Annotated in this window: 17 protein-coding genes; 3 read left to right on the top strand and 14 right to left on the bottom strand. The window is 57.9% G+C overall.

Translation table 11 applies throughout. The annotated features are described in order from the left end of the window. Positions 1 to 95: 95 nt before the first annotated feature. Positions 96 to 1,721, bottom strand: a complete 1,626-nt coding sequence (locus tag JFU47_RS25720) for a methyl-accepting chemotaxis protein (protein WP_201186552.1) — start codon at positions 1,719 to 1,721, stop codon at positions 96 to 98. Positions 1,722 to 1,973: 252 nt separating this feature from the next. Here JFU47_RS25720 and JFU47_RS25715 point away from each other — a divergent pair, with 252 nt between their 5' ends. Together JFU47_RS25715 and JFU47_RS25710 are read left to right on the top strand one after the other, a co-directional pair. Then, positions 1,974 to 2,390 carry an OsmC family protein gene (locus tag JFU47_RS25715; protein WP_123364610.1) on the top strand — a complete coding sequence of 139 codons (417 nt, stop codon included), beginning with the start codon at positions 1,974 to 1,976 and terminating at the stop codon, positions 2,388 to 2,390. A gap of 61 nt (positions 2,391 to 2,451) precedes the next feature. Next, positions 2,452 to 3,315, top strand: coding sequence for a pirin family protein (locus tag JFU47_RS25710; RefSeq protein WP_201186550.1), 864 nt, complete (start codon positions 2,452 to 2,454; stop codon positions 3,313 to 3,315). A gap of 192 nt (positions 3,316 to 3,507) precedes the next feature. Here JFU47_RS25710 and JFU47_RS25705 read toward each other — a convergent pair whose 3' ends face one another. From JFU47_RS25705 to JFU47_RS25690, 4 genes are all read right to left on the bottom strand, one after another. Continuing rightward, the gene (locus JFU47_RS25705; protein WP_201186548.1) at positions 3,508 to 4,236 is read right to left on the bottom strand and encodes a dienelactone hydrolase family protein; all 729 of its coding nucleotides are present in this window, start codon (positions 4,234 to 4,236) and stop codon (positions 3,508 to 3,510) included. A 68-nt stretch (positions 4,237 to 4,304) separates the two neighbouring features. Continuing rightward, a complete protein-coding gene (htpG, locus tag JFU47_RS25700; protein ID WP_140681883.1) occupies positions 4,305 to 6,209 on the bottom strand; it encodes a molecular chaperone HtpG in 1,905 nt (634 codons plus the stop codon). A gap of 96 nt (positions 6,210 to 6,305) precedes the next feature. Further along, positions 6,306 to 6,743 (bottom strand): PaaI family thioesterase, encoded by a 438-nt coding sequence (locus JFU47_RS25695; RefSeq protein WP_201186546.1) that lies wholly within the window; start codon positions 6,741 to 6,743, stop codon positions 6,306 to 6,308. Continuing rightward, the gene (locus JFU47_RS25690) at positions 6,740 to 7,216 is read right to left on the bottom strand and encodes a PaaI family thioesterase (RefSeq protein ID WP_123364605.1); all 477 of its coding nucleotides are present in this window, start codon (positions 7,214 to 7,216) and stop codon (positions 6,740 to 6,742) included. Before JFU47_RS25690 ends, JFU47_RS25695 begins: the two co-directional genes overlap by 4 nt. A gap of 160 nt (positions 7,217 to 7,376) precedes the next feature. On the opposite strand from JFU47_RS25690, the gene JFU47_RS25685 reads away from it, so the two are divergent. After that, positions 7,377 to 7,610, top strand: coding sequence for a hypothetical protein (locus JFU47_RS25685; protein ID WP_123364604.1), 234 nt, complete (start codon positions 7,377 to 7,379; stop codon positions 7,608 to 7,610). A gap of 77 nt (positions 7,611 to 7,687) precedes the next feature. Here JFU47_RS25685 and JFU47_RS25680 read toward each other — a convergent pair whose 3' ends face one another. The 9 genes from JFU47_RS25680 to JFU47_RS25640 all read right to left on the bottom strand — a co-directional run bounded on the left by JFU47_RS25680 (position 7,688) and on the right by JFU47_RS25640 (position 19,616). Further along, a complete protein-coding gene (locus tag JFU47_RS25680; protein ID WP_201186544.1) occupies positions 7,688 to 8,089 on the bottom strand; it encodes an MAPEG family protein in 402 nt (133 codons plus the stop codon). Then, a complete protein-coding gene (locus JFU47_RS25675) occupies positions 8,089 to 8,826 on the bottom strand; it encodes a DUF599 domain-containing protein (RefSeq protein WP_008148609.1) in 738 nt (245 codons plus the stop codon). The genes JFU47_RS25680 and JFU47_RS25675 overlap by 1 nt, the downstream gene beginning before the upstream one ends. 265 nt (positions 8,827 to 9,091) lie before the next feature. Then, on the bottom strand, positions 9,092 to 10,405 hold the full coding sequence (gene brnQ / locus JFU47_RS25670) for a branched-chain amino acid transport system II carrier protein (protein ID WP_129442292.1): 1,314 nt from the start codon (positions 10,403 to 10,405) through the stop codon (positions 9,092 to 9,094). A gap of 340 nt (positions 10,406 to 10,745) precedes the next feature. Beyond that, positions 10,746 to 11,627, bottom strand: a complete 882-nt coding sequence (sucD, locus tag JFU47_RS25665) for a succinate--CoA ligase subunit alpha (protein ID WP_008148605.1) — start codon at positions 11,625 to 11,627, stop codon at positions 10,746 to 10,748. Continuing rightward, entirely contained in the window at positions 11,627 to 12,793 is a 1,167-nt protein-coding gene (gene sucC, locus JFU47_RS25660; protein WP_008148602.1) for an ADP-forming succinate--CoA ligase subunit beta, read from the bottom strand. Before sucC ends, sucD begins: the two co-directional genes overlap by 1 nt. 200 nt (positions 12,794 to 12,993) lie before the next feature. After that, a complete protein-coding gene (lpdA, locus tag JFU47_RS25655) occupies positions 12,994 to 14,430 on the bottom strand; it encodes a dihydrolipoyl dehydrogenase (RefSeq protein WP_123364600.1) in 1,437 nt (478 codons plus the stop codon). Between the two features lie 110 nt (positions 14,431 to 14,540). After that, positions 14,541 to 15,761, bottom strand: coding sequence for a 2-oxoglutarate dehydrogenase complex dihydrolipoyllysine-residue succinyltransferase (odhB, locus tag JFU47_RS25650; RefSeq protein ID WP_010456848.1), 1,221 nt, complete (start codon positions 15,759 to 15,761; stop codon positions 14,541 to 14,543). Positions 15,762 to 15,803: 42 nt separating this feature from the next. Further along, on the bottom strand, positions 15,804 to 18,635 hold the full coding sequence (locus JFU47_RS25645) for a 2-oxoglutarate dehydrogenase E1 component (protein WP_201186542.1): 2,832 nt from the start codon (positions 18,633 to 18,635) through the stop codon (positions 15,804 to 15,806). A 276-nt stretch (positions 18,636 to 18,911) separates the two neighbouring features. Next, positions 18,912 to 19,616 carry a succinate dehydrogenase iron-sulfur subunit gene (locus JFU47_RS25640; RefSeq protein ID WP_140681891.1) on the bottom strand — a complete coding sequence of 235 codons (705 nt, stop codon included), beginning with the start codon at positions 19,614 to 19,616 and terminating at the stop codon, positions 18,912 to 18,914. Positions 19,617 to 19,622: the final 6 nt, after the last annotated feature.

The following is a 19,622-nucleotide window of genomic DNA, read 5'->3' as shown; positions in this document are numbered from 1 at the left end:
CAAAGTATCGCTTGGACCATAGGCCGGGATGGCGCCACCCGCAACCTTGCACAGCCAGCCGGTAGCGTCGCCGGAACGACAAAGCCGCTCGGCGTTCAGACCGAGAACCGCGCCACCATCGTATTCAGATCGACCGCCAACCGAGACAGCTCCTGACTCGCCGCACTGGTTTGATTCGCCCCGGCCGACGTCTGCAACGCAAGATCGCGAATATTCATCAGGTTGCGATCCACCTCGCGCGCGACAGCCGCTTGTTCCTCTGAGGCGCTGGCGATCACCAGGTTGCGCTCATTAATCAGGGTAAACGCCGTGGCGATTTCCTCCAGCGCCGTGCCCGCTGCTTTCGCCACTTCCAGGGTCGAACGCGCCCGCGTGTTGCTCTGCTGCATCGAGCTGACCGCAGCATCGGTGCCTTGCTGGATGCCAGTAATCATCTGCTCGATTTCCTGGGTCGATTGCTGCGTCCGGTGCGCCAGCGCCCGCACTTCATCGGCCACCACCGCAAACCCGCGTCCGGCACTCCCGGCCCGCGCCGCTTCGATGGCCGCGTTCAGGGCCAGCAAGTTCGTCTGCTCGGCAATCGAGCGAATCACATCCAGGACTTTGCTGATGCCATAAACTTTCTGCGCCAGGTCCTCGACCTGGGTCGCATTGGCCGTGACATCGTCGGCCAGTGATTCGATGGACAACACGGTCTGATGCACCCGTTCGCGACCGTGCTGGGCGATCCGGTCGGATTCCCGAGACGCTTCGGACGTGGCCACCGCATTGCTTGCGACCTCCTCCACCGCCGCAGTCATCTGATTCACCGCCGTGGCGGCCTGGTCGATTTCCAGGCTCTGCTGATGCAGGCCCCGGGTGGCCTCTTCGGTCACGCAACTGAGTTCTTCCGAAGCCGAGGCCAATTGGCTGGACGAGTCGGAAATACGCCGCAGGGTTTCGCGCAAAATCCCCTGCATGCTCTTGAGCGCGTGCAACAGCCGCGCCGGCTCATCCTTGCCGCTGATGCTGATATCACCGGTGAGATCGCCGCCAGCCACCCCTTCAGCCACCTTCAACGATTGGGAAAGCGGCACGACGATGCTGCGGGTCAGCAGCAGCGCCAGGCCGATGGTCATCAGCGCCGTCAGGCCGATCATCACCCCGACCCAGACCCGCGATTGGCTGAACACCTGGCGCCCCGCCTCCGTCGCCAGATTAGCGTTGTGCTTGTTCAGTTCGATCAATGCCTGGAGGGTGACGGTGATTTCATCGGCCAATGGACTCATCTCGCCATTAAGGATGGCGGCCGCCTCTTCCACCCGTCCCTGAGCCGAGAGCGCCATCACCTGAGTCTGGAACTGCAGGTATTTTTGCTCCGAAGCTTTGAAGCGATCGAACAGCACACGCTCTTCGGGCAGCACGATCAGCGCCTCGTAGCGCTGCTGAGGCTCATCCAGGAGACTTTTGAGCTCGTTGAGTTTGCTGAGGTTTTGCGCCAGCGCTTGCGGGTCCCGATTGAGCAGCAGGCGCATCGTCAGTGCCCGCATCCGCAGCATGTCCTGATTCATCTCCCCGACCGCCATCACGCTGGGCAGCCAGTTGTCATCGACTTGATCGGACTGCGCGCGCATGTTTGACATTTGCAGCAGGGCGAACGCCCCCAACCCAAACACCATCAACGCCAGCAGGCCAAAACCCAGGCCCGCGCGCGGCGCAATATTGAGACTTCTGATACTCATTAATCTGGTTCCTTCCAAAAGTGCCGCCTCAATCCTGCAGCGGGTTGCCTTAGAAGGTATCGGCCCTGAGAAATTTTGCGTAAGACGAAAAAGTGATATCAAAACGCCTTACTACTTCGATCGTCGAGCGGTAACGATTCAGCGCACGGCAATGGGCACGCAAGAAAGTGGAACGCGTAACAGGAGGAATGCTCTATACCTTCAAGGTCTTTTTTGATCGAATGATTTTTCCTGTTGCCTACGAGGTTTGCCATGACTGTCACCGTCAATACCGTTTCCGCCGAAGGTTTTCGTCACAGCGTACAGATCGATGACCATCAACTCTTTGCCGACGTACCGACATCCCTCGGTGGCGAAGGCTCGGCGCCCGAGCCACACGATTACTTCGACGCGGCCCTGGGGGCCTGCAAGGCCCTGACCCTGAAGATGTACGCAAAGAAGAAAGACATCCCGCTGACCGGTGTCACCGTCGAAGTCAAACGTGACAACAGCGAAGAGCAGAAAGGTAAATATGCCCTCCACGTCAAACTGACACTCAAAGGTGTGCTCACCGACGCCCAGCGCGATGAGCTGCACCGCGTGGCCGACCGTTGCCCGGTCCACAAGTTGATGACCACCACCGACGTCAGCATCGAAACGCACCTGTCTGAAGGTGCCTTCAGCCAATAGCGGCAAGGGCTGCGCAAGCGGGTTATGCTCCACGCATTACCCGCTCAGCCTGGAATGCAGCATGAACACTCCGCTCGTGATCCGTCCCCGCGCCGAAGATGTCGAAGGCCAGCCCATTCTTCGCCCACTGCCGTCAGCCAAATGCCGTAGCGTCGGGCCTTTCGTGTTTTTCGACCACATGCTCGAAACCCGTTATGAGGCGGGAAAAGGCATGAACATTCGTCAGCATCCGCATATTGGTCTGTCGACTCTCACGTACTTGTTCGAAGGAAAAATCCAGCACAAGGACAGCCTCGGCTCCGATCAGGTGGTGGAGGCCGGAGATGTCAGCTGGATGACGGCGGGCAGCGCGATTGCCCACGTCGAGCGCACGCCTGAGGCGTTGAAGGACAGCGGCTTCACGATGCATGGTTTGCAGATTTGGCTGGCCTCACCGAAAGATAAAGAGCACGGCCCCGGACATTACAGCCACCATCCGGCGGCCACGCTGCCGGTCAGCGATAACCTGGGGGTGAAGATCCGGATGATTGCCGGGTCAGGCTTTTGCCTGGAATCACCGGTCCCGGTGCTTTCTCCTACGCTGTATGCCGAATTGAACCTGCAAACGGCGACCACATTGCTGATTCCTACCGAGCATGAAGAACGAGCGTTGTATGTGCTGGACGGCGAGGTGCAACTGAATGGCGAGCTGCTAGAACCGCATTCGCTGGTGGTGTTGCCGGTCGGGGAAGAGATGACGCTGTTTGCTGAAAGCGACTGTCATGCCGTGCTGTTTGGCGGAGCGCCCCTGGATGGGCCGCGGCGGATCAACTGGAATTTTGTGGCGAGCGATCCGGCGTTGATCGATGAAGCGCGGCGACGCTGGGCGGCCGGGGATTGGCCGACGGTGCCGGGGGAAAGTGAGCGGATTGAGTTGCCTCGGTAGGTGGCGTCAGGCTGAATATCCACCCCTCACCCCAGCCCTCTCCCCACAGGGGAGAGGGGGAAAGGGAGCAGATCGGGGGCTTTTCAAACCTGAGTTCGACTCAATCTTTCAGGTCGCAATATTTCAAACATCCCCATAGGTCAGTCCCCTCTCCCTCCGGGAGAGGGTTAGGGTGAGGGAAGCTTTTCGCTCTTAACCTTTAAAAACTTCATCCAGCAAGTTGTGCATCGACGTAAACGCACGCCCCGCAGTCTTCGCGTCATACATCATCATGCCCGGCACATTGGCGTGCGGATCGGTGAAGGAATGCACCGCGCCGCCGTAGCTCAGCAATTGCCAATCCACGCCCGCCGCATTCATTTCAGCTTCAAACGCCGGCAGTTGCTCTTTCGGCACCAATGGATCGGATGCGCCGTGCAGCACCAGCACCGAGCCCTTGATGTTCCTGGCATCCGCCGGATTCGGCGAATCCAGCGTTCCGTGGAACGACACCGCCGCTTTCACTGGCGCTCCAGTGCGCGCCAGATCCAGCGCGCAGCAACCACCGAAGCAGAAACCAAAGGTCGCCAGTTTTGAGCCATCGACCGCCGCTTCGTCCTGGATTTGCAGCTGATCGAATGCTGCTCGCATGCGTTTGCGCAACAACGGGCGGTCATGCTTGAGCGGCATCATGGCAGCACCCGCCTCGTCGCCGCTCTGCGGACGGACCGACTGACCGTAGAGGTCCGCGATCAGCACCACATAACCCTTGGACGCGACAGACTTGGCAATTTCCTCGGCACCGGCGCTGACGCCCATCCAGTTCGGCGCCATCAACAGGCCGGGACGTGGGCCTTTGTGGTCGGCATCGAACGCCAGACGGCTTTCATACGACTGGCCATCAATCTGATAAGCGACGGAACGAACAGTGATTTGGCTCAATGACTAACTCCCAGTAAAAGACACCAGAATAAAAAAAACCCGCCGAAGCGGGTTTTTGTACAACGCAGTTAAACCGACAGTTCAACCAGCAGCTTGTTGAGACGGCGCACGTAGGCGGCCGGGTCTTTCAAGCTGTCGCCGGCGGCCAGGGCCGCCTGATCGAAGAGAATGTGCGACAGGTCGCCGAAGCGTTCGTCGCTCTGCTCGTTGTCGAGCTTCTCGATCAGCGGGTGAGCCGGGTTGAATTCGAAGATCGGCTTCGATTCCGGAACCTTCTGACCGCTGGCTTCCAGGATCTGACGCATCTGCATGCCCAGGTCCTGCTCGCCGATGGCCAGAATCGCCGGGGAATCGGTCAGACGATGGGAAACCCGCACTTCAGCAACGGAGTCGCCCAGTGCAGTTTTCAGACGCTCAACCAGACCTTCTTTGGACTTGGCGACTTCTTCCGCAGCTTTCTTGTCTTCTTCCGAATCCAGGTTGCCCAGGTCCAGGTCACCACGCGCCACGTCGACAAAGCTCTTGCCGTCGAAGTCGCTGAGGTAGCTCATCAGCCACTCGTCGATGCGGTCGGTCAGCAGCAGCACTTCGATGCCTTTCTTGCGGAAGACTTCCAGGTGCGGGCTGTTTTTGACTTGCGCGTAGGTTTCGCCGGTCAGGTAGTAAATCTTGTCCTGACCTTCCTTGGCGCGAGCCAGGTATTCGGCCAGACCCACCACTTGCTCGCCTTCATCACCGTTGGTCGATGCGAAACGCAGCAGGCCAGCGATTTTCTCTTTGTTGGCGAAGTCTTCTGCCGGGCCTTCTTTCATGACCTGGCCAAAGTTTTTCCAGAAGCTCTTGTATTGCTCAGGCTCGTTCTTCGCCAGCTTTTCCAACATGTCGAGAACGCGCTTGGTCAGCGCCGACTTCATGGAGTCGATGATCGGATCTTTCTGCAGGATTTCCCGCGACACGTTCAGCGACAGGTCGTTGGAATCGACCACGCCTTTGATGAAGCGCAGGTACAGCGGCAGGAACGACTCTGCCTGATCCATCACGAACACGCGCTGCACGTACAGCTTCAGGCCTTTCGGCGCTTCACGCTGGTACAGATCGAACGGAGCACGGGCCGGCACGTAGAGCAGCGAGCTGTATTCGAGCTTGCCTTCGACCTTGTTGTGGCTCCAGCTCAGCGGGTTTTCGAAGTCATGGGCGACGTGTTTGTAGAACTCCTGGTATTCCTCGTCCTTGATCTCGGTACGCGGACGGGTCCACAGGGCGCTGGCGCGGTTGACGGTTTCCCATTCAACGGCCGGTTGCTCTTCGCCTTCAACGGCGGCCACTTCTTTCGGCAACTCGATCGGCAGAGCGATGTGGTCGGAGTACTTCTTGATGACGTTGCGCAGACGCCAGCCATCGGCGAATTCGTCTTCACCGGACTTCAGGTGCAGGACGATACGGGTGCCGCGCTCGGCTTTATCAACGGTGGCAACTTCGAAGTCACCCTCGCCTTTGGACGACCAGTGAACGCCTTCGCTGGCAGCAGCACCGGCACGACGGCTGAACACGTCGACTTTGTCGGCGACGATGAATGCAGAGTAGAAACCCACACCGAATTGACCGATCAGGTGGGAATCTTTTTTCTGATCACCAGAGAGATGTTTCATGAAATCGGCAGTGCCGGATTTGGCGATGGTCCCCAGGTGGGTGATCGCATCTTCACGGCTCATGCCGATGCCGTTGTCTTCGAGGGTGACGGTTTTAGCGTCCTTGTCGAAGCTCACACGGATTTTCAGTTCGGCGCCACCTTCCAGCAACTCAGGCTTGGACAGGGCTTCGAAACGTAATTTGTCGACAGCGTCAGAGGCGTTCGAGATCAATTCGCGAAGGAAAATTTCCTTGTTGGAATACAGCGAATGGATCATGAGGTGCAGCAGTTGCTTCACCTCGGTCTGGAAGCCCAGGGTTTCCTTTTGAGTTTCCACACTCATGGTCATCAAACTCCAATCAGATGGCAGTGGCCGCGACCTGAAGGGTCGGCGGCGGGTTGTCATCAAAGTTGGGGGCTGAGTTCAGGATTTCAAGGGCTATTCAATTTTGAAATGGGCGCGGGCTGTGGCAATCGGTTCGACCTCAGTGCTTTGCCAGGCCGTAATCGCAACGTTGGCTACCCGGCGGCCCTGCCGGCAAACCTGGCATCTGGCCCAGGTGTCGCGAAACTGCCCGGCGCGCAGATAGTCGAGGGAGAAATCGATGATCTTCGGCACACCCGGCGAACCGGTGAAAATCAGCAGGTGCAGCGCTGCGGACAACTCCATGAACCCGGCGATCACGCCACCATGAATCGCCGGCAGTAAAGGGTTACCAATGTTGTCCTTGTTGGCCGGCAAGCGAAACAGCAGATCATCCCCCACCCGCGAACATTCGATGCCGATCAATTTGGCGTAGGGAATCAGGTGCAGCAGCGAGGCGTAGTCGCCCTGCTCATGTGCCTGCTGAAGTTGTTCCTTGAACGCGTCAGTCATTTCGCACCTCCGGCGATGACGCCGCCAAAGCCTTTGGTGCCCTTGATGGCTTTGCCCATGCGCATGAAGGTGCCCACCACGTGGGCGATGGGCTGCTCGGGATTGTCCTGATAGGCGAAACCGCGAGCAAAGATCACATCCGTGGTCACCCGGTAGCACTGGGCAAAACCGTAGACATCTTTATGCGGCTCGGCGGCGTGCATGTAGTCGATGCGCAGGTCGAGGGTCGGACAAACTTCGAACTCGGGCAACACGCAGAGGGTGGACATACCGCAGGCCGTGTCCATCAGCGAGGTCAGCGCCCCGCCATGAATCACGCCGGTTTGCGGGTTGCCAACAATTTGAGGACTGTACGGCAAGATGACCGTCAGGCCTTCGCTGCTGGCGCTGTGAACCCGCAGCCCAAGTACCTGACAATGTCGCAGCGCCGAGAGAAATCGTGTAGCGCGCTCAAAAACGGGGTTTTCGGCCATTTTGATAAAACTCTTCTTAGTGTTCAGGCAACGCACTAGGCGTTTTTAGTAAAAGTTCCCGACGGAATAAACTTATATATCTGTATGAATTGAGGAACTTAACGCTATGGGCTGCGCTCGAAAGGCCAGTAGATATATTTTCCATAAGGAGAAACACCCCATGCGTAAGACTTTAGCTATTGCCTTGATGTTGACCGCTTCCCTCGGTCTCGCAGCCTGCGATAAAAAATCCGAGGACAAAGCTCAAGATGCCAACAAACATGCCGAGCAAGCTCAGCAAGACATGAGCAAAGCTCAGGATAAAGTGAACGACGCGGCGAAAGAAAACGCCGAAGCCGCCAAAGCTCAGGCTGAATCGAACGAAGCAGCCACAAAAGAAGCACCTAAAAACTAAAACAGTTTTTAGCGTGATAAAGAAAACCCGCCAAGTGCGGGTTTTCTTTTGCCTGGTTTTTGTTTGCAAAGCAGGCGTTACAGCAAAATAGTTTTAAAAGTCGGACTAATCATCAACAGCAACGAACACACTAGTCCGACGCCCCATACCAGGCTCCGCTGCCAGGCCAGATCAACCCAATAGCACAGCAAATAAATGACTCGTGTGACCACGAAGATGATTGCCAGCAAGTCGATCAGCCACCCCGCTGTCTGCGTGGTGTGCGCCATCAACACCCCAACAGCGAAAAGAATGAACGCCTCAAAGCAGTTTTGATGAGCCGCCAACGCACGGGCACCAAAGCCAGTCAGTTGCGCCTGCTGCTGACGCGGTAGATGGTTGTCATAACCACCATGGTCATTCATTGCCTTGGCCACGGGAATTTTTGCCACAAAAATCAGCAAGGCACTGATAAATACACACCAGAACGGAATACTCATCAAACAGCCTCTTTAATCGCCTCGGGCAATGGCGCCTCTGTAGGTGTATAGACCATCACGTCGAGAACGTCGGAATGAAACTCCCGGCGATACAACACCAACACCACGCCGGCACTCATCAACATGAACAACCACGGGCTGACGAACCAGGCCAGCATGGTCATGCCGAAGTAGTAAGAGCGCAGTCCGAAGTTGAACTGGTTGGCGGCCATGGAAATGACGCGGGCCGCCCGGGCAGCAAAGGCTTTGCGCTCTTGTTCGGAAACATGACGCTCACCGACCATAGGCGCCGAGCCCACCAGAATTGCCGCAAAGTTGTACTGGCGCATGCACCAGCTGAACGTAAAGAACGCATAGACAAACACCAGCGCCAGGCACAGCAACTTGATCTCCGACATCCCCTGGGATGCCTGCTGCACCATCGGGATATCCGCCAATAACGATACTGCCCTTTCGGAGGCTCCGAGCACCGTGAGAATGCCGGCCAGGATAATCAATGTGCTGGAGGCGAAGAACGAGGCGTTGCGCTCCAGGTTACCGATCACGCTGGCGTCAGCGATGCGGTTGTCGCGCAACAGCATGCGGCGCATCCAGTCTTCGCGATAAAGGTGCAGCACGCTGGCCAGGCACGCGGTGTCGCGGCCCTTCCACGTCGCATAACGGGTGTAGCCGCCCCAGCAGATGGCAAACCAGAGCGCGGCGAGGATGTGGATCATGTTGGCGTGGATGAACGACATGCAGGTCCTTGGGATGTAGATGCGGAGTACATAATTCCTGTGGGAGCGAGCCTGCTCGCGATGACGGATTTACATTCAACACATATGTTGACTGATCTACCGCTATCGCGAGCAGGCTCGCTCCCACATTAGGTCTTGGCACTGCTTCGACGTTAGCTCAAGGAAAAAGACACTGCACCGACTCCAAAAAAAATGCCCCGTATCGATTGATACGGGGCATTTCCATGTGTGTTCACGGCCCGCTTGTGGCGGGCCATGAAGCGGCTTAAGCCAGTGCTTCTTCGCGTTTGCCCAGCAAGCGATCGCAAACCACCGCGACGACCAGGGTCATGACCGACGGCACCAGCCACGCCAAGCCTTGCTCGCTCAGCGGCAGGTGGGACAACTGAGTCGGCATCCAGTCCGCCAGACCCGCACCCTTGAGGGCGTCGATCAAACCGAAGATGAACGACACCAGCATCACCGGACCGACGATTCGACCCTGCTCATGCCAGAAGTCCTTGCAGAAGCTCAGGGCGACCAGGGCAATGCACGGCGGGTAGATCGCGGTCAGCACCGGGATCGAGAACGCAATCAGCTTGGTGAGGCCCAGGTTGGACACCAGCAGGGAGAATGCGGCCAGGATGATGACCAATGTCTTGTAGGACAGCGGCAGCACACGGCTGAAGTATTCGGCGCAGGCACAGGTCAGACCCACCGCCGTCACCAGGCAGGCCAGGGAGATCAGCACCGCCAGAAAACCGCTGCCCAGAGAGCCGAAGGTGTGTTGCACGTATGCGTGCAACACCGCCGCGCCGTTGGTGGCACCCGCGGCCACTTCATGGCTGCCCGAACCGAGACGGAACAGGCTGACGTAAACCAGCGCCAGACCCACGCCGGCAATCAGCCCGGCGATGATCGCGTAACGGGTAATCAACACCGGCGACTCGACGCCACGGGAACGGATTGCGTTGACAATGACAATGCCAAACACCAGCGCGCCCAAGGTATCCATGGTCAGGTAACCATTGATGAAGCCTTGGGAGAACGGTGCTGCCACGTATTCCGGGGTGGCCACGCCGACATCACCGGCCGGCAATGCAAACGCGGCGATGCCGAGCGCGGCCAGGGCGATGATCTTCAGCGGTGCGAGGAAACGTCCTACGGTATCCAGCAGCCGGCCCGGATAGAGCGAGATGAAGAACACCAGCAGGAAGTACACCGAGCTGTAGAGGAACAGCGCCAGCGGGCTCTCGCCAGTCAGTGGCGCCAAACCGACTTCGAATGACACGGTGGCGGTGCGCGGTGTCGCGAACAGCGGGCCGACAGCGAGGTAGCACGCGGCTGCCAGCAGGCCACCGGCGACTTTCCCGATCGGGCTGCTCAAGGCATCCATGGCACCACCGACCTTGGCCAGGGCGACAACGGTGATCACCGGCAGACCGACCGCGGTGATCAGAAAGCCCAGCGCCGCCATCCAGACGTTTGGACCGGACTGCAGACCGACGATAGGCGGGAAGATGATGTTGCCAGCCCCGACAAACAGGGCAAACGTCATAAAACCAAGTGCCAGGATGTCCTGGCCTTTCAACACTTTCATTAAGGAAATACCACACTACTGAATCGGAATTTAGAGAGGGATTTCCCTGAGGGGTGAGGGAAATGCTGTCGGTCCGTATAGGACTGACCCGTTTAGCGCGTAGCAACCTTGTGGGCGGCGGACGCAAAAATGGCTGCTAGCCTAACGAATTTGCCCGACAAACGCACTGTTAGGGTGCGAACTATCCGATACGCGACATTTCCGTGTCGCGTTTACATATCTAAATTTCCTACCTCAGCACAGATCGTTCCCACGCTCTGCGTGGGAACGATCGCCCGGAAACGACAAAGGCCACCCGAAGGTGGCCTTTGTTTGGTGAAGCGTCAGATAAGCGCGAGGCTTACTTGATCGCCCAACCGGTCAGCTCGGACAAAGCCTTGCCGATGTCTGCCAGCGAACGCACGGTTTTAACGCCTGCGTCTTCCAGGGCAGCAAACTTCTCGTCTGCAGTGCCTTTGCCGCCAGAGATGATTGCGCCAGCATGGCCCATGCGCTTGCCCGCAGGAGCAGTCACACCAGCGATGTAGGAAACAACCGGCTTGGTCACGTGTGCCTTGATGTAGGCAGCCGCTTCTTCTTCAGCCGAACCGCCGATCTCACCGATCATCACGATCGCTTCGGTCTTCGGGTCTTCCTGGAACAGCTTCAGGATGTCGATGAAGTTCGAGCCCGGGATCGGGTCACCGCCGATGCCGACGCAAGTCGACTGACCGAAACCGGCGTCAGTAGTTTGCTTCACAGCTTCGTAGGTCAGGGTGCCGGAACGGGAAACGATACCGACCTTGCCTGGCAAGTGAATGTGACCTGGCATGATGCCGATCTTGCATTCGCCTGGAGTGATCACGCCTGGGCAGTTAGGACCGATCAGGACTACGCCCAGTTCGTCGCACTTGACCTTGGCATCCAGCATGTCCAGGGTAGGAATGCCTTCAGTGATGCAAACGATCAGCTTGATGCCGCCGAATGCTGCTTCCAGGATGGAGTCCTTGCAGAAAGGAGCTGGAACGTAGATCACGCTGGCGGTGGCGCCAGTGGCAGCTACAGCATCTTTCACGGTGTTGAACACTGGCAGACCCAGGTGCTCGGTGCCGCCTTTACCAGGAGTAACGCCGCCAACCATCTTGGTGCCGTATTCGATGGCTTGCTGGGTGTGGAAACTACCTTGCGAACCGGTAATACCCTGGCAGATAACTTTGGTGTCTTTATTGATCAGGACGCTCATTATTTGCCCTCCGCAGCTTTGACAACTTGTTGAGCAGCGTCGGTCAGGCTGGTAGCAGCGATGATGTTCAAACCGCTTTCTGCCAGTACTTTAGCGCCCAGCTCAGCGTTGTTGCCTTCAAGGCGAACAACAACCGGGATTTTCACGCCGACTTCTTTCACAGCGCCGATGATGCCTTCGGCAATCATGTCGCAACGAACGATGCCGCCGAAGATGTTGACCAATACTGCAGCGACGTTAGTGTCGGACAGGATGATCTTGAACGCTTCGGTAACGCGTTCTTTGGTAGCACCGCCGCCCACGTCGAGGAAGTTGGCTGGTTTGCCGCCATGCAGGTTGACGATGTCCATGGTACCCATGGCCAGGCCAGCACCGTTGACCATGCAACCGATGTTGCCTTCCAGCGCTACATAGTTCAGTTCGAACTTGGCAGCGTGCGCTTCGCGCGGATCGTCTTGCGACGGATCGTGGAAAGTCTTCAGCTTAGGCTGACGGTACATGGCGTTGGCGTCGATGTTGATCTTGGCGTCGAGGCAATGCAGATCGCCGTCAGCCTTGATCACCAGCGGGTTCACTTCCAGCAGAGCCAGGTCGTGATCCTTGAACAGCTTGGCCAGACCTACGAAGATCTTGGCGAACTGAGCAACTTGCTTGCCTTCCAGACCCAACTGGAATGCCAGCTCGCGACCCTGGAATGGCTGAGCGCCAACCAGTGGATCGATAGTGGCCTTGAGGATTTTCTCAGGGGTGTCGTGAGCGATTTTCTCGATGTCCACGCCACCTTCGGTGGAAGCCATGAACACGATGCGACGGCTCGAACGGTCAACGACAGCGCCCAGGTACAACTCTTTAGCGATATCAGTGCACGATTCAACCAGGATCTTGGTGACTGGCTGACCATTGGCATCAGTCTGGTAAGTCACCAGACGCTTGCCCAACCACTGTTGAGCGAATGCTTTGGCGTCTTCTTTGCTGCGAACCAGCTTAACGCCGCCCGCTTTACCGCGACCACCTGCGTGAACCTGGGCTTTGACAACCCATTCGGTCCCGCCGATTTTGTCGCACGCTTCTGCTGCTGCTTCCGGGGTGTCTACGGCGAAACCCTGGGATACTGGCAGGCCGTATTCAGCGAACAGCTGCTTACCCTGATACTCGTGAAGATTCATGCTTATTACCGTCTTCGTTAGGTACTGCGCATTCGGTGCTGCACTTGTTCAAGTGCCGCACCACCTGTGACTGCTGCTTGCGTAGGTGTTCCGGATAACCGGTGAGACTACGCAAGGCTGCGTCCGGCGGACATTCCGCGGTGAGTCTTGCACGCAAGGCTCACGACGGGCCTTCCGCCGTGGTTTCTTATTGTCTTGTCTTAACGCTTCTTGCGGTTGGCAATGTGGATGGCGCCGCCATTCACAGCCAAAGCTGCTTCGTGCAAGGCTTCGGACAGGGTCGGATGGGAGAAAACCATCATGCCCAGGTCTTCCGCGCTGGTGCCGAATTCCATACCGATCGCGCCCTGCTGAACCAGTTCTGCAGCGCTCGGGCCAATCACGTGGACGCCCAATACGCGGTCAGTCTTGGCATCAGCGATGACTTTCACGAAACCGCCGGTGTCGTTGGCTGCCATGGCACGGCCACTGGCTGCGAACGGGAAGGTGCCAACGTTAACTTCAACGCCTTCAGCCTTCAAGGCCTGCTCGGTTTTGCCGACCCACGCGATTTCCGGGTGAGTATAAATAACCGAAGGGATCAAGTCATAGTTCATCTGGGCTTTGTGGCCCTTGATGCGCTCGACGACCATGATGCCCTCTTCCGAGGCCTTGTGTGCCAGCATCATGCCGCGAACCACGTCGCCGATGGCGTAAACGCCCGGTACGGTGGTGGCACAGTGATCGTCAACGTGCACGAAACCGCGCTCGTCCAGGGTCACGCCGCAATCAGCAGCCAGCAGATCAGTGGTCACCGGACGGCGACCAACGGCTACGATCAGCTTGTCGAAGGTGATGTTCTGTTCGCCGTTGGCATCGGTGTAGTTCACAACGACTTCGTCACCGTTCACTTTGGAACCGGTAACGCGAGCACCCAGCTTGATGTCCAGACCTTGTTTGGTCAGGGTTTTCAGCGCTTCCTTGGAAACGGCAGCGTCAGCGGCCATCAGGAAGGTGTCCAGCGCTTCAAGAACAGTCACTTCTGCGCCCAGACGGGACCAGACCGAACCCAGTTCCAGACCGATCACGCCAGCGCCAATCACGCCCAAACGTTTTGGCACGGACTGGAATTCCAGCGCGCCAGTCGAATCGACGATCACATTCTGGTCGACCGGAGCGGGTGGAATGTCGATCGGACGCGAGCCCGGAGCCAGAATCACGTTCTCGGCTTCAATGATTTCTACCGAACCGTCAGGCTTGGTGACTTCGACTTTCTTGCCGGCCAGCAGTTTGCCGTGGCCCTCGATCGAGGTCACACCGTTAGCCTTGAACAGGGTGGCAACACCCGAAGTCAGGCCTTTGACGATGTTGGCTTTACGGCCGACCATCGCAGCCACGTCCATGGTCACACCAGCGTGGTTGATACCGTGGATCGCGAAGCCTTCTTTGGCTTCCTTGTATTTCCAGGAGCTGTCCAGCAGCGCCTTGGATGGAATGCAGCCGACGTTCAGGCAAGTACCGCCGAGGGCCAGTTTGCCTTCCTTGTCGGTGTATTTCTCGATGCAGGCAGTGGTGAGGCCCAGTTGCGCTGCTTTAATGGCAGCCACGTAGCCGCCAGGGCCCGCGCCAATCACTACCACGTCGAATTTCTGAGTCATGTGTCATTCCTTCTCGAATCAAACCGGACGCTCCCTTTTGGGGACCGTCGTGGGACGAAGCTGGTCATTACAGGAGGGCCGTCCATCACTGGACGGCCCGTGCAACGAAATCAGATATCCAGCAGCAAACGAGCCGGGTCTTCCAGCAGGTTCTTGATGGTAACCAGGAAGGTCACAGCTTCTTTGCCATCGATCAGACGGTGATCGTAGGACAGCGCGAGGTACATCATCGGACGGATAACAACCTGACCGTTGATCGCCATAGGACGCTGCAGAATGTTGTGCATGCCCAGGATGGCCGCTTGCGGCGGGTTGACGATCGGGGTCGACATCATCGAACCGAAGGTACCACCGTTGGTGATGGTGAACGTACCGCCGGTCATCTCGTCCATCGACAGTTTGCCGTCACGAGCCTTCTTGCCGAAGGTGGCGATGCCGCCTTCGATTTCAGCCAGGCTCATCAGTTCGGCGTTACGCAGAACCGGAACAACCAGGCCGCGGTCGCTGGAAACAGCAACACCGACGTCGGCGTAGCCGTGATAAACGATGTCAGCACCGTCGATCGACGCGTTGACAGCCGGGAAGCGTTTCAGCGCTTCGGTGGCAGCCTTGACGAAGAACGACATGAAGCCCAGGCGCACGCCGTTGTGGGACTTCTCGAACAGGTCCTTGTACTTCGAACGCAGGGCCATGACTTCGGTCATGTCGACTTCGTTGAAAGTGGTCAGCATCGCCATGTTCGATTGAGCTTCAACCAGACGCTTGGCTACGGTGGCCCGCACGCGGGTCATCGGTACGCGCTTCTCGATACGATCGCCGGCAGCAAACACTGGAGCGGCAGCGGCAGGAGCAGCAGCCTTGGCAGGCGCGGCAGCCGGAGCGGCTTTCTTGGCAGCTACAGCGGCAACAACGTCTTCCTTGGTCACACGACCGCCTTTGCCAGTGCCGGCAACGGAAGCGATGTTGATACCGTTTTCTTCAGCCAGCTTGCGAGCAGCCGGCGCAGCAACAGGATCATCTTCGCCTTCAGCGGCAGGAGCAGCAGCTTGTGCAGCGGCCGGAGCAGCGGCAGCAGCTGGAGCGGCAGCAGCGCCGCCCGCTTCGATGGAGCCCAGGACTTCGTCGGACAGAACGGTGTCGCCTTCGTTCTTGACGATAGCGCCCAGCACGCCGTCAGCGGTGGCCAACACTTCCAGTACGACTTTGTCGGTTTCGATGTCGACGATCAGGTCATCGCGCTTGACGGCGTCGCCCGGCTTTTTGTGCCAGGTGGCAACGGTGCCATCGGCAACCGATTCCGGGAAAGTGGGGGCTTTGATTTCGATAGCCATTATCTGTGGGTCCTTAAATTCGGTTTCAGGTGCGCGAAGGCGTTAAACAGTAAAGGCGTCTTGCAGCAGTTTTTCCTGCTGCTCAGCGTGCATCGATGCATAACCACAAGCAGGTGCAGCAGAAGCATCACGACCGGCGTACTCGAGAAAGAGTGCTTTGTTGTGATTGCCAACGATGCGACGCATGTGGTGTTGGCTGCAGTACCAGGCACCCTGGTTCATCGGCTCTTCCTGACACCAAACGATATGTTTGAGGTTGGTGTACGGAGCCAGGACTTCGTTCAAGTCGTCCTCAGGGAATGGGTACAGCTGCTCGATACGCACGACGGCGATGTCGTCACGACCTTCGGCACGGCGTTTTTCCAGCAGGTCGTAGTAGACCTTGCCGCTACACAGAACAATGCGCTCGACCTTTTTCGGGTCTTGAACATCGATTTCCGGGATAACGGTCTGGAACGAACCTTCGGCCAGATCTTCCAGGGTCGAGATGGCCAGTTTATGACGCAGCAGCGACTTCGGCGTCAGGACTATCAATGGCTTGCGCAGCGGGCGAATCACCTGACGACGCAGCAAGTGGTAGATCTGAGCCGGCGTAGTCGGGACGGCGACCTGAATATTGTGCTCGGCGCACAGTTGCAGGTAACGCTCCAGGCGAGCCGAAGAATGCTCCGGACCCTGACCTTCATAACCGTGCGGCAGCAGCATGGTCAGACCGCAGAGACGGCCCCACTTGTGCTCGCCACTGGTGATGAACTGGTCGATAACCACTTGGGCACCGTTGGCGAAGTCGCCGAACTGGGCTTCCCAGATCACCAGCGCCTCAGGCGTGGTGGTCGAGTAACCGTATTCGAACGCCAGCACGGCTTCTTCGGACAGGAACGAATCGTACAGGTCGAAACGTGGCTGGCCCTTGTACAGGTTTTGCAGCGGGATGTAGGTGCCCGCGTCTTTCTGGTTGTGCAAGACAGCGTGACGGTGCGAGAACGTACCGCGACCGATGTCCTGACCCGTCATGCGAATCGGGTGACCTTCGAACGCCAGGGTTGCGTACGCCATGGTTTCGGCGTAACCCCAGTTGATCGGCAGGCCGCCGGCTTGCATTTTCTGACGGTCTTCGTAGATTTTCGAGACCTGGCGCTGAACCACGAAGCCTTCCGGAATTTCCAGCAGCTTGGCGGACAGTTCCTGCAAGGTTTTCAGATCGAAGCGAGTGTCGTGACGCGCGGTCCAGGCGTGGCCCAGATACGGACGCCAGTCCACGAACAACTCTTTGTTCGGCTCTTTGACCAGGCTTTTTACAACATGCAGACCGTTGTCCAGCGCGTTGCGGTATTCGTCGATCTTCGCCTGAACACGCTCTGCGTCCAGCACACCGCTCTGGGTCAGATGATCGGCATACAGTTCACGGGTCGTGCGCTGCTTGGTGATCTGCTGATACATCATGGGCTGGGTGCCGCTTGGCTCGTCGGCCTCGTTGTGGCCGCGACGACGGTAGCAGAACATGTCGATGACCACGTCGCGCTTGAACTGCATGCGGTAGTCGATGGCCAGCTGGGTCACGAACAATACAGCTTCCGGATCATCGCCATTGACATGGAGGATCGGCGCCTGGATCATTTTCGCAACGTCGGTCGCGTACTCGGTGGAGCGCGCGTCCAGCGGGTTGCTGATGGTGAAACCAACCTGGTTGTTGATTACGATGTGCACGGTGCCGCCGGTCTTGAAACCGCGGGTCTGCGACATCTGGAAGGTTTCCATGACCACGCCCTGACCTGCGATTGCAGCGTCACCGTGGATGGAGATCGGCAGAACCTTCTCGCCGGTAGGGTCGTTACGACGATCCTGACGGGCGCGAACCGAACCCTCGACCACTGGGGATACGATTTCCAGGTGGGACGGGTTGAACGCCATCGCCAGGTGAACTTCACCGCCGGTGGTCATCACGTTGGACGAGAAGCCCTGGTGATACTTAACGTCACCGGAACCCAGCTCGACCTTCTTCTTGCCTTCAAACTCGTCGAACAGCTCGCGCGGGTTCTTGCCGAAGGTGTTGACCAGTACGTTCAGACGACCACGGTGGGCCATGCCGATAACGATTTCCTTGGTGCCGTAGGAACCGGAACGCTGGATCAGCTCGTCGAGCATCGGAATCAGGCTCTCGCCGCCTTCCAGACCGAAACGCTTGGTACCCGGGTATTTGGTACCCAGGTATTTTTCCAGACCTTCGCCGGCCGTGACGCGCTCGAGCAAGTGGCTCTTGATGTCGGCGGAGTACGTTGGACGGCCGCGCACGCTTTCCAGACGTTGCTGGAACCACTGGCGCTGCTCGGAATCGGTGATGTGCGTAAATTCAGCGCCGATGGTGCGGCAATATGTCTGCTGCAACGCTTCGTGAATTTCGCGTAGGCTCGCCTCCTCTTTGCCGATGAACAGGTCGCCGGCACGGAAGGTCGTATCAAGATCGGCATTGGTCAAGCCGTAATGATTGATCGACAGGTCTGCAGGTGCAGGACGCTGCCACAGCCCCAGCGGGTCAAGCTGGGCTGCCTGGTGGCCACGCATACGGTAGGCCTGGATCAATCGCAGCACTTCAACTTGCTTCTTCTCGTGCTCACTGCTCACGCTGCCGGCGGAAACCGGTTGGGCGCGGCGCTGGTTCTTTGCCAGCAAGACGAAATGATCGCGAATTGTGGAGTGCGAAACATCGGTGGCAGTGTTGCCGTCAGCAGGCAACTTCTGAAAGTAGGTGCGCCACTCTTCTGGCACAGCGTTAGGGTCGTGCAGGTAGAGCTCATAGAGCTCTTCCACATAGGCAGCGTTACTACCGGATAGGTAGGCGCTGTTCCACATGCGCTGCATCACGCTTTCTTGCATGCTTGGTCACCCTCGGTTAGGGGAACACCACCGGCGTCGACACCGAGCACGCTTGCAGAAGTCCGAATGCAGCGACTAAAACAAGCCACTTAGGATCACGCTGATAGTCCGGGTACCAGCCCGGATGCCCCTGCTTGTCTCATTTCTTCAAAATAAGAGCCGCAGCCTTATAAGCTGCTGCTCAGGTTAAAACTACGGCGCCGGTTGAAGCCTGCGCCGTAGCATCTACGGGTACAGCGGTACTACATTTACAACAGCCGGGTTACAGCAGCTGAATCACACGCCGCTTTGCAGCAGCATGTTACGTACGTGACCGATGGCCTTAGTCGGGTTCAGGCCTTTCGGACAGACGTTGACGCAGTTCATGATCCCGCGGCAGCGGAATACGCTGAACGGGTCATCCAGCGAAGCCAGACGCTCGGCAGTCTTGGTGTCGCGGCTGTCTGCCAGGAAGCGATACGCTTGCAGCAGAGCAGCTGGACCCAGGAACTTGTCCGGGTTCCACCAGAAGGACGGGCAAGAGGTCGAGCAGCAAGCGCACAGGATGCACTCGTACAGACCGTCGAGCTTTTCACGCTCTTCAGGAGTCTGCAGACGTTCGATGGCCGGAGCCGGCGTGTCGTTCTGCAGGTATGGCTTAACCTTTTCGTATTGCTTGTAGAAGATGCTCATATCGACGACCAAGTCACGGATAACCGGCAAACCTGGCAGAGGACGAACGATCAGCTTGTTACCTTTTACGACAGCGGACAGCGGCGTGACGCACGCCAGAGCGTTTTTGCCGTTGATGTTCATGCCGTCGGAACCGCAAACACCTTCACGGCAAGAGCGACGATAGGAGAAACCCTCGTCCTGCTCTTTGATCAGGGCCAGCACGTCCAGCACCATCAGGTCTTTACCGTTGGTATTGACCTGGAATTCCTGCATGAACGGCGCGGCGTCCTGATCAGGGTTGTAGCGATAAACACTGACTTGCAACATGGCGGC

This window comes from Pseudomonas sp. TH39(2020) (assembly GCF_016650715.1).
GTDB classification, from domain to species: Bacteria; Pseudomonadota; Gammaproteobacteria; order Pseudomonadales; family Pseudomonadaceae; genus Aquipseudomonas; species Aquipseudomonas mandelii_C.
The sequence above is the reverse complement of the archived record's forward strand: the minus strand, read 5'-3'. Positions and strand labels throughout refer to the sequence as shown.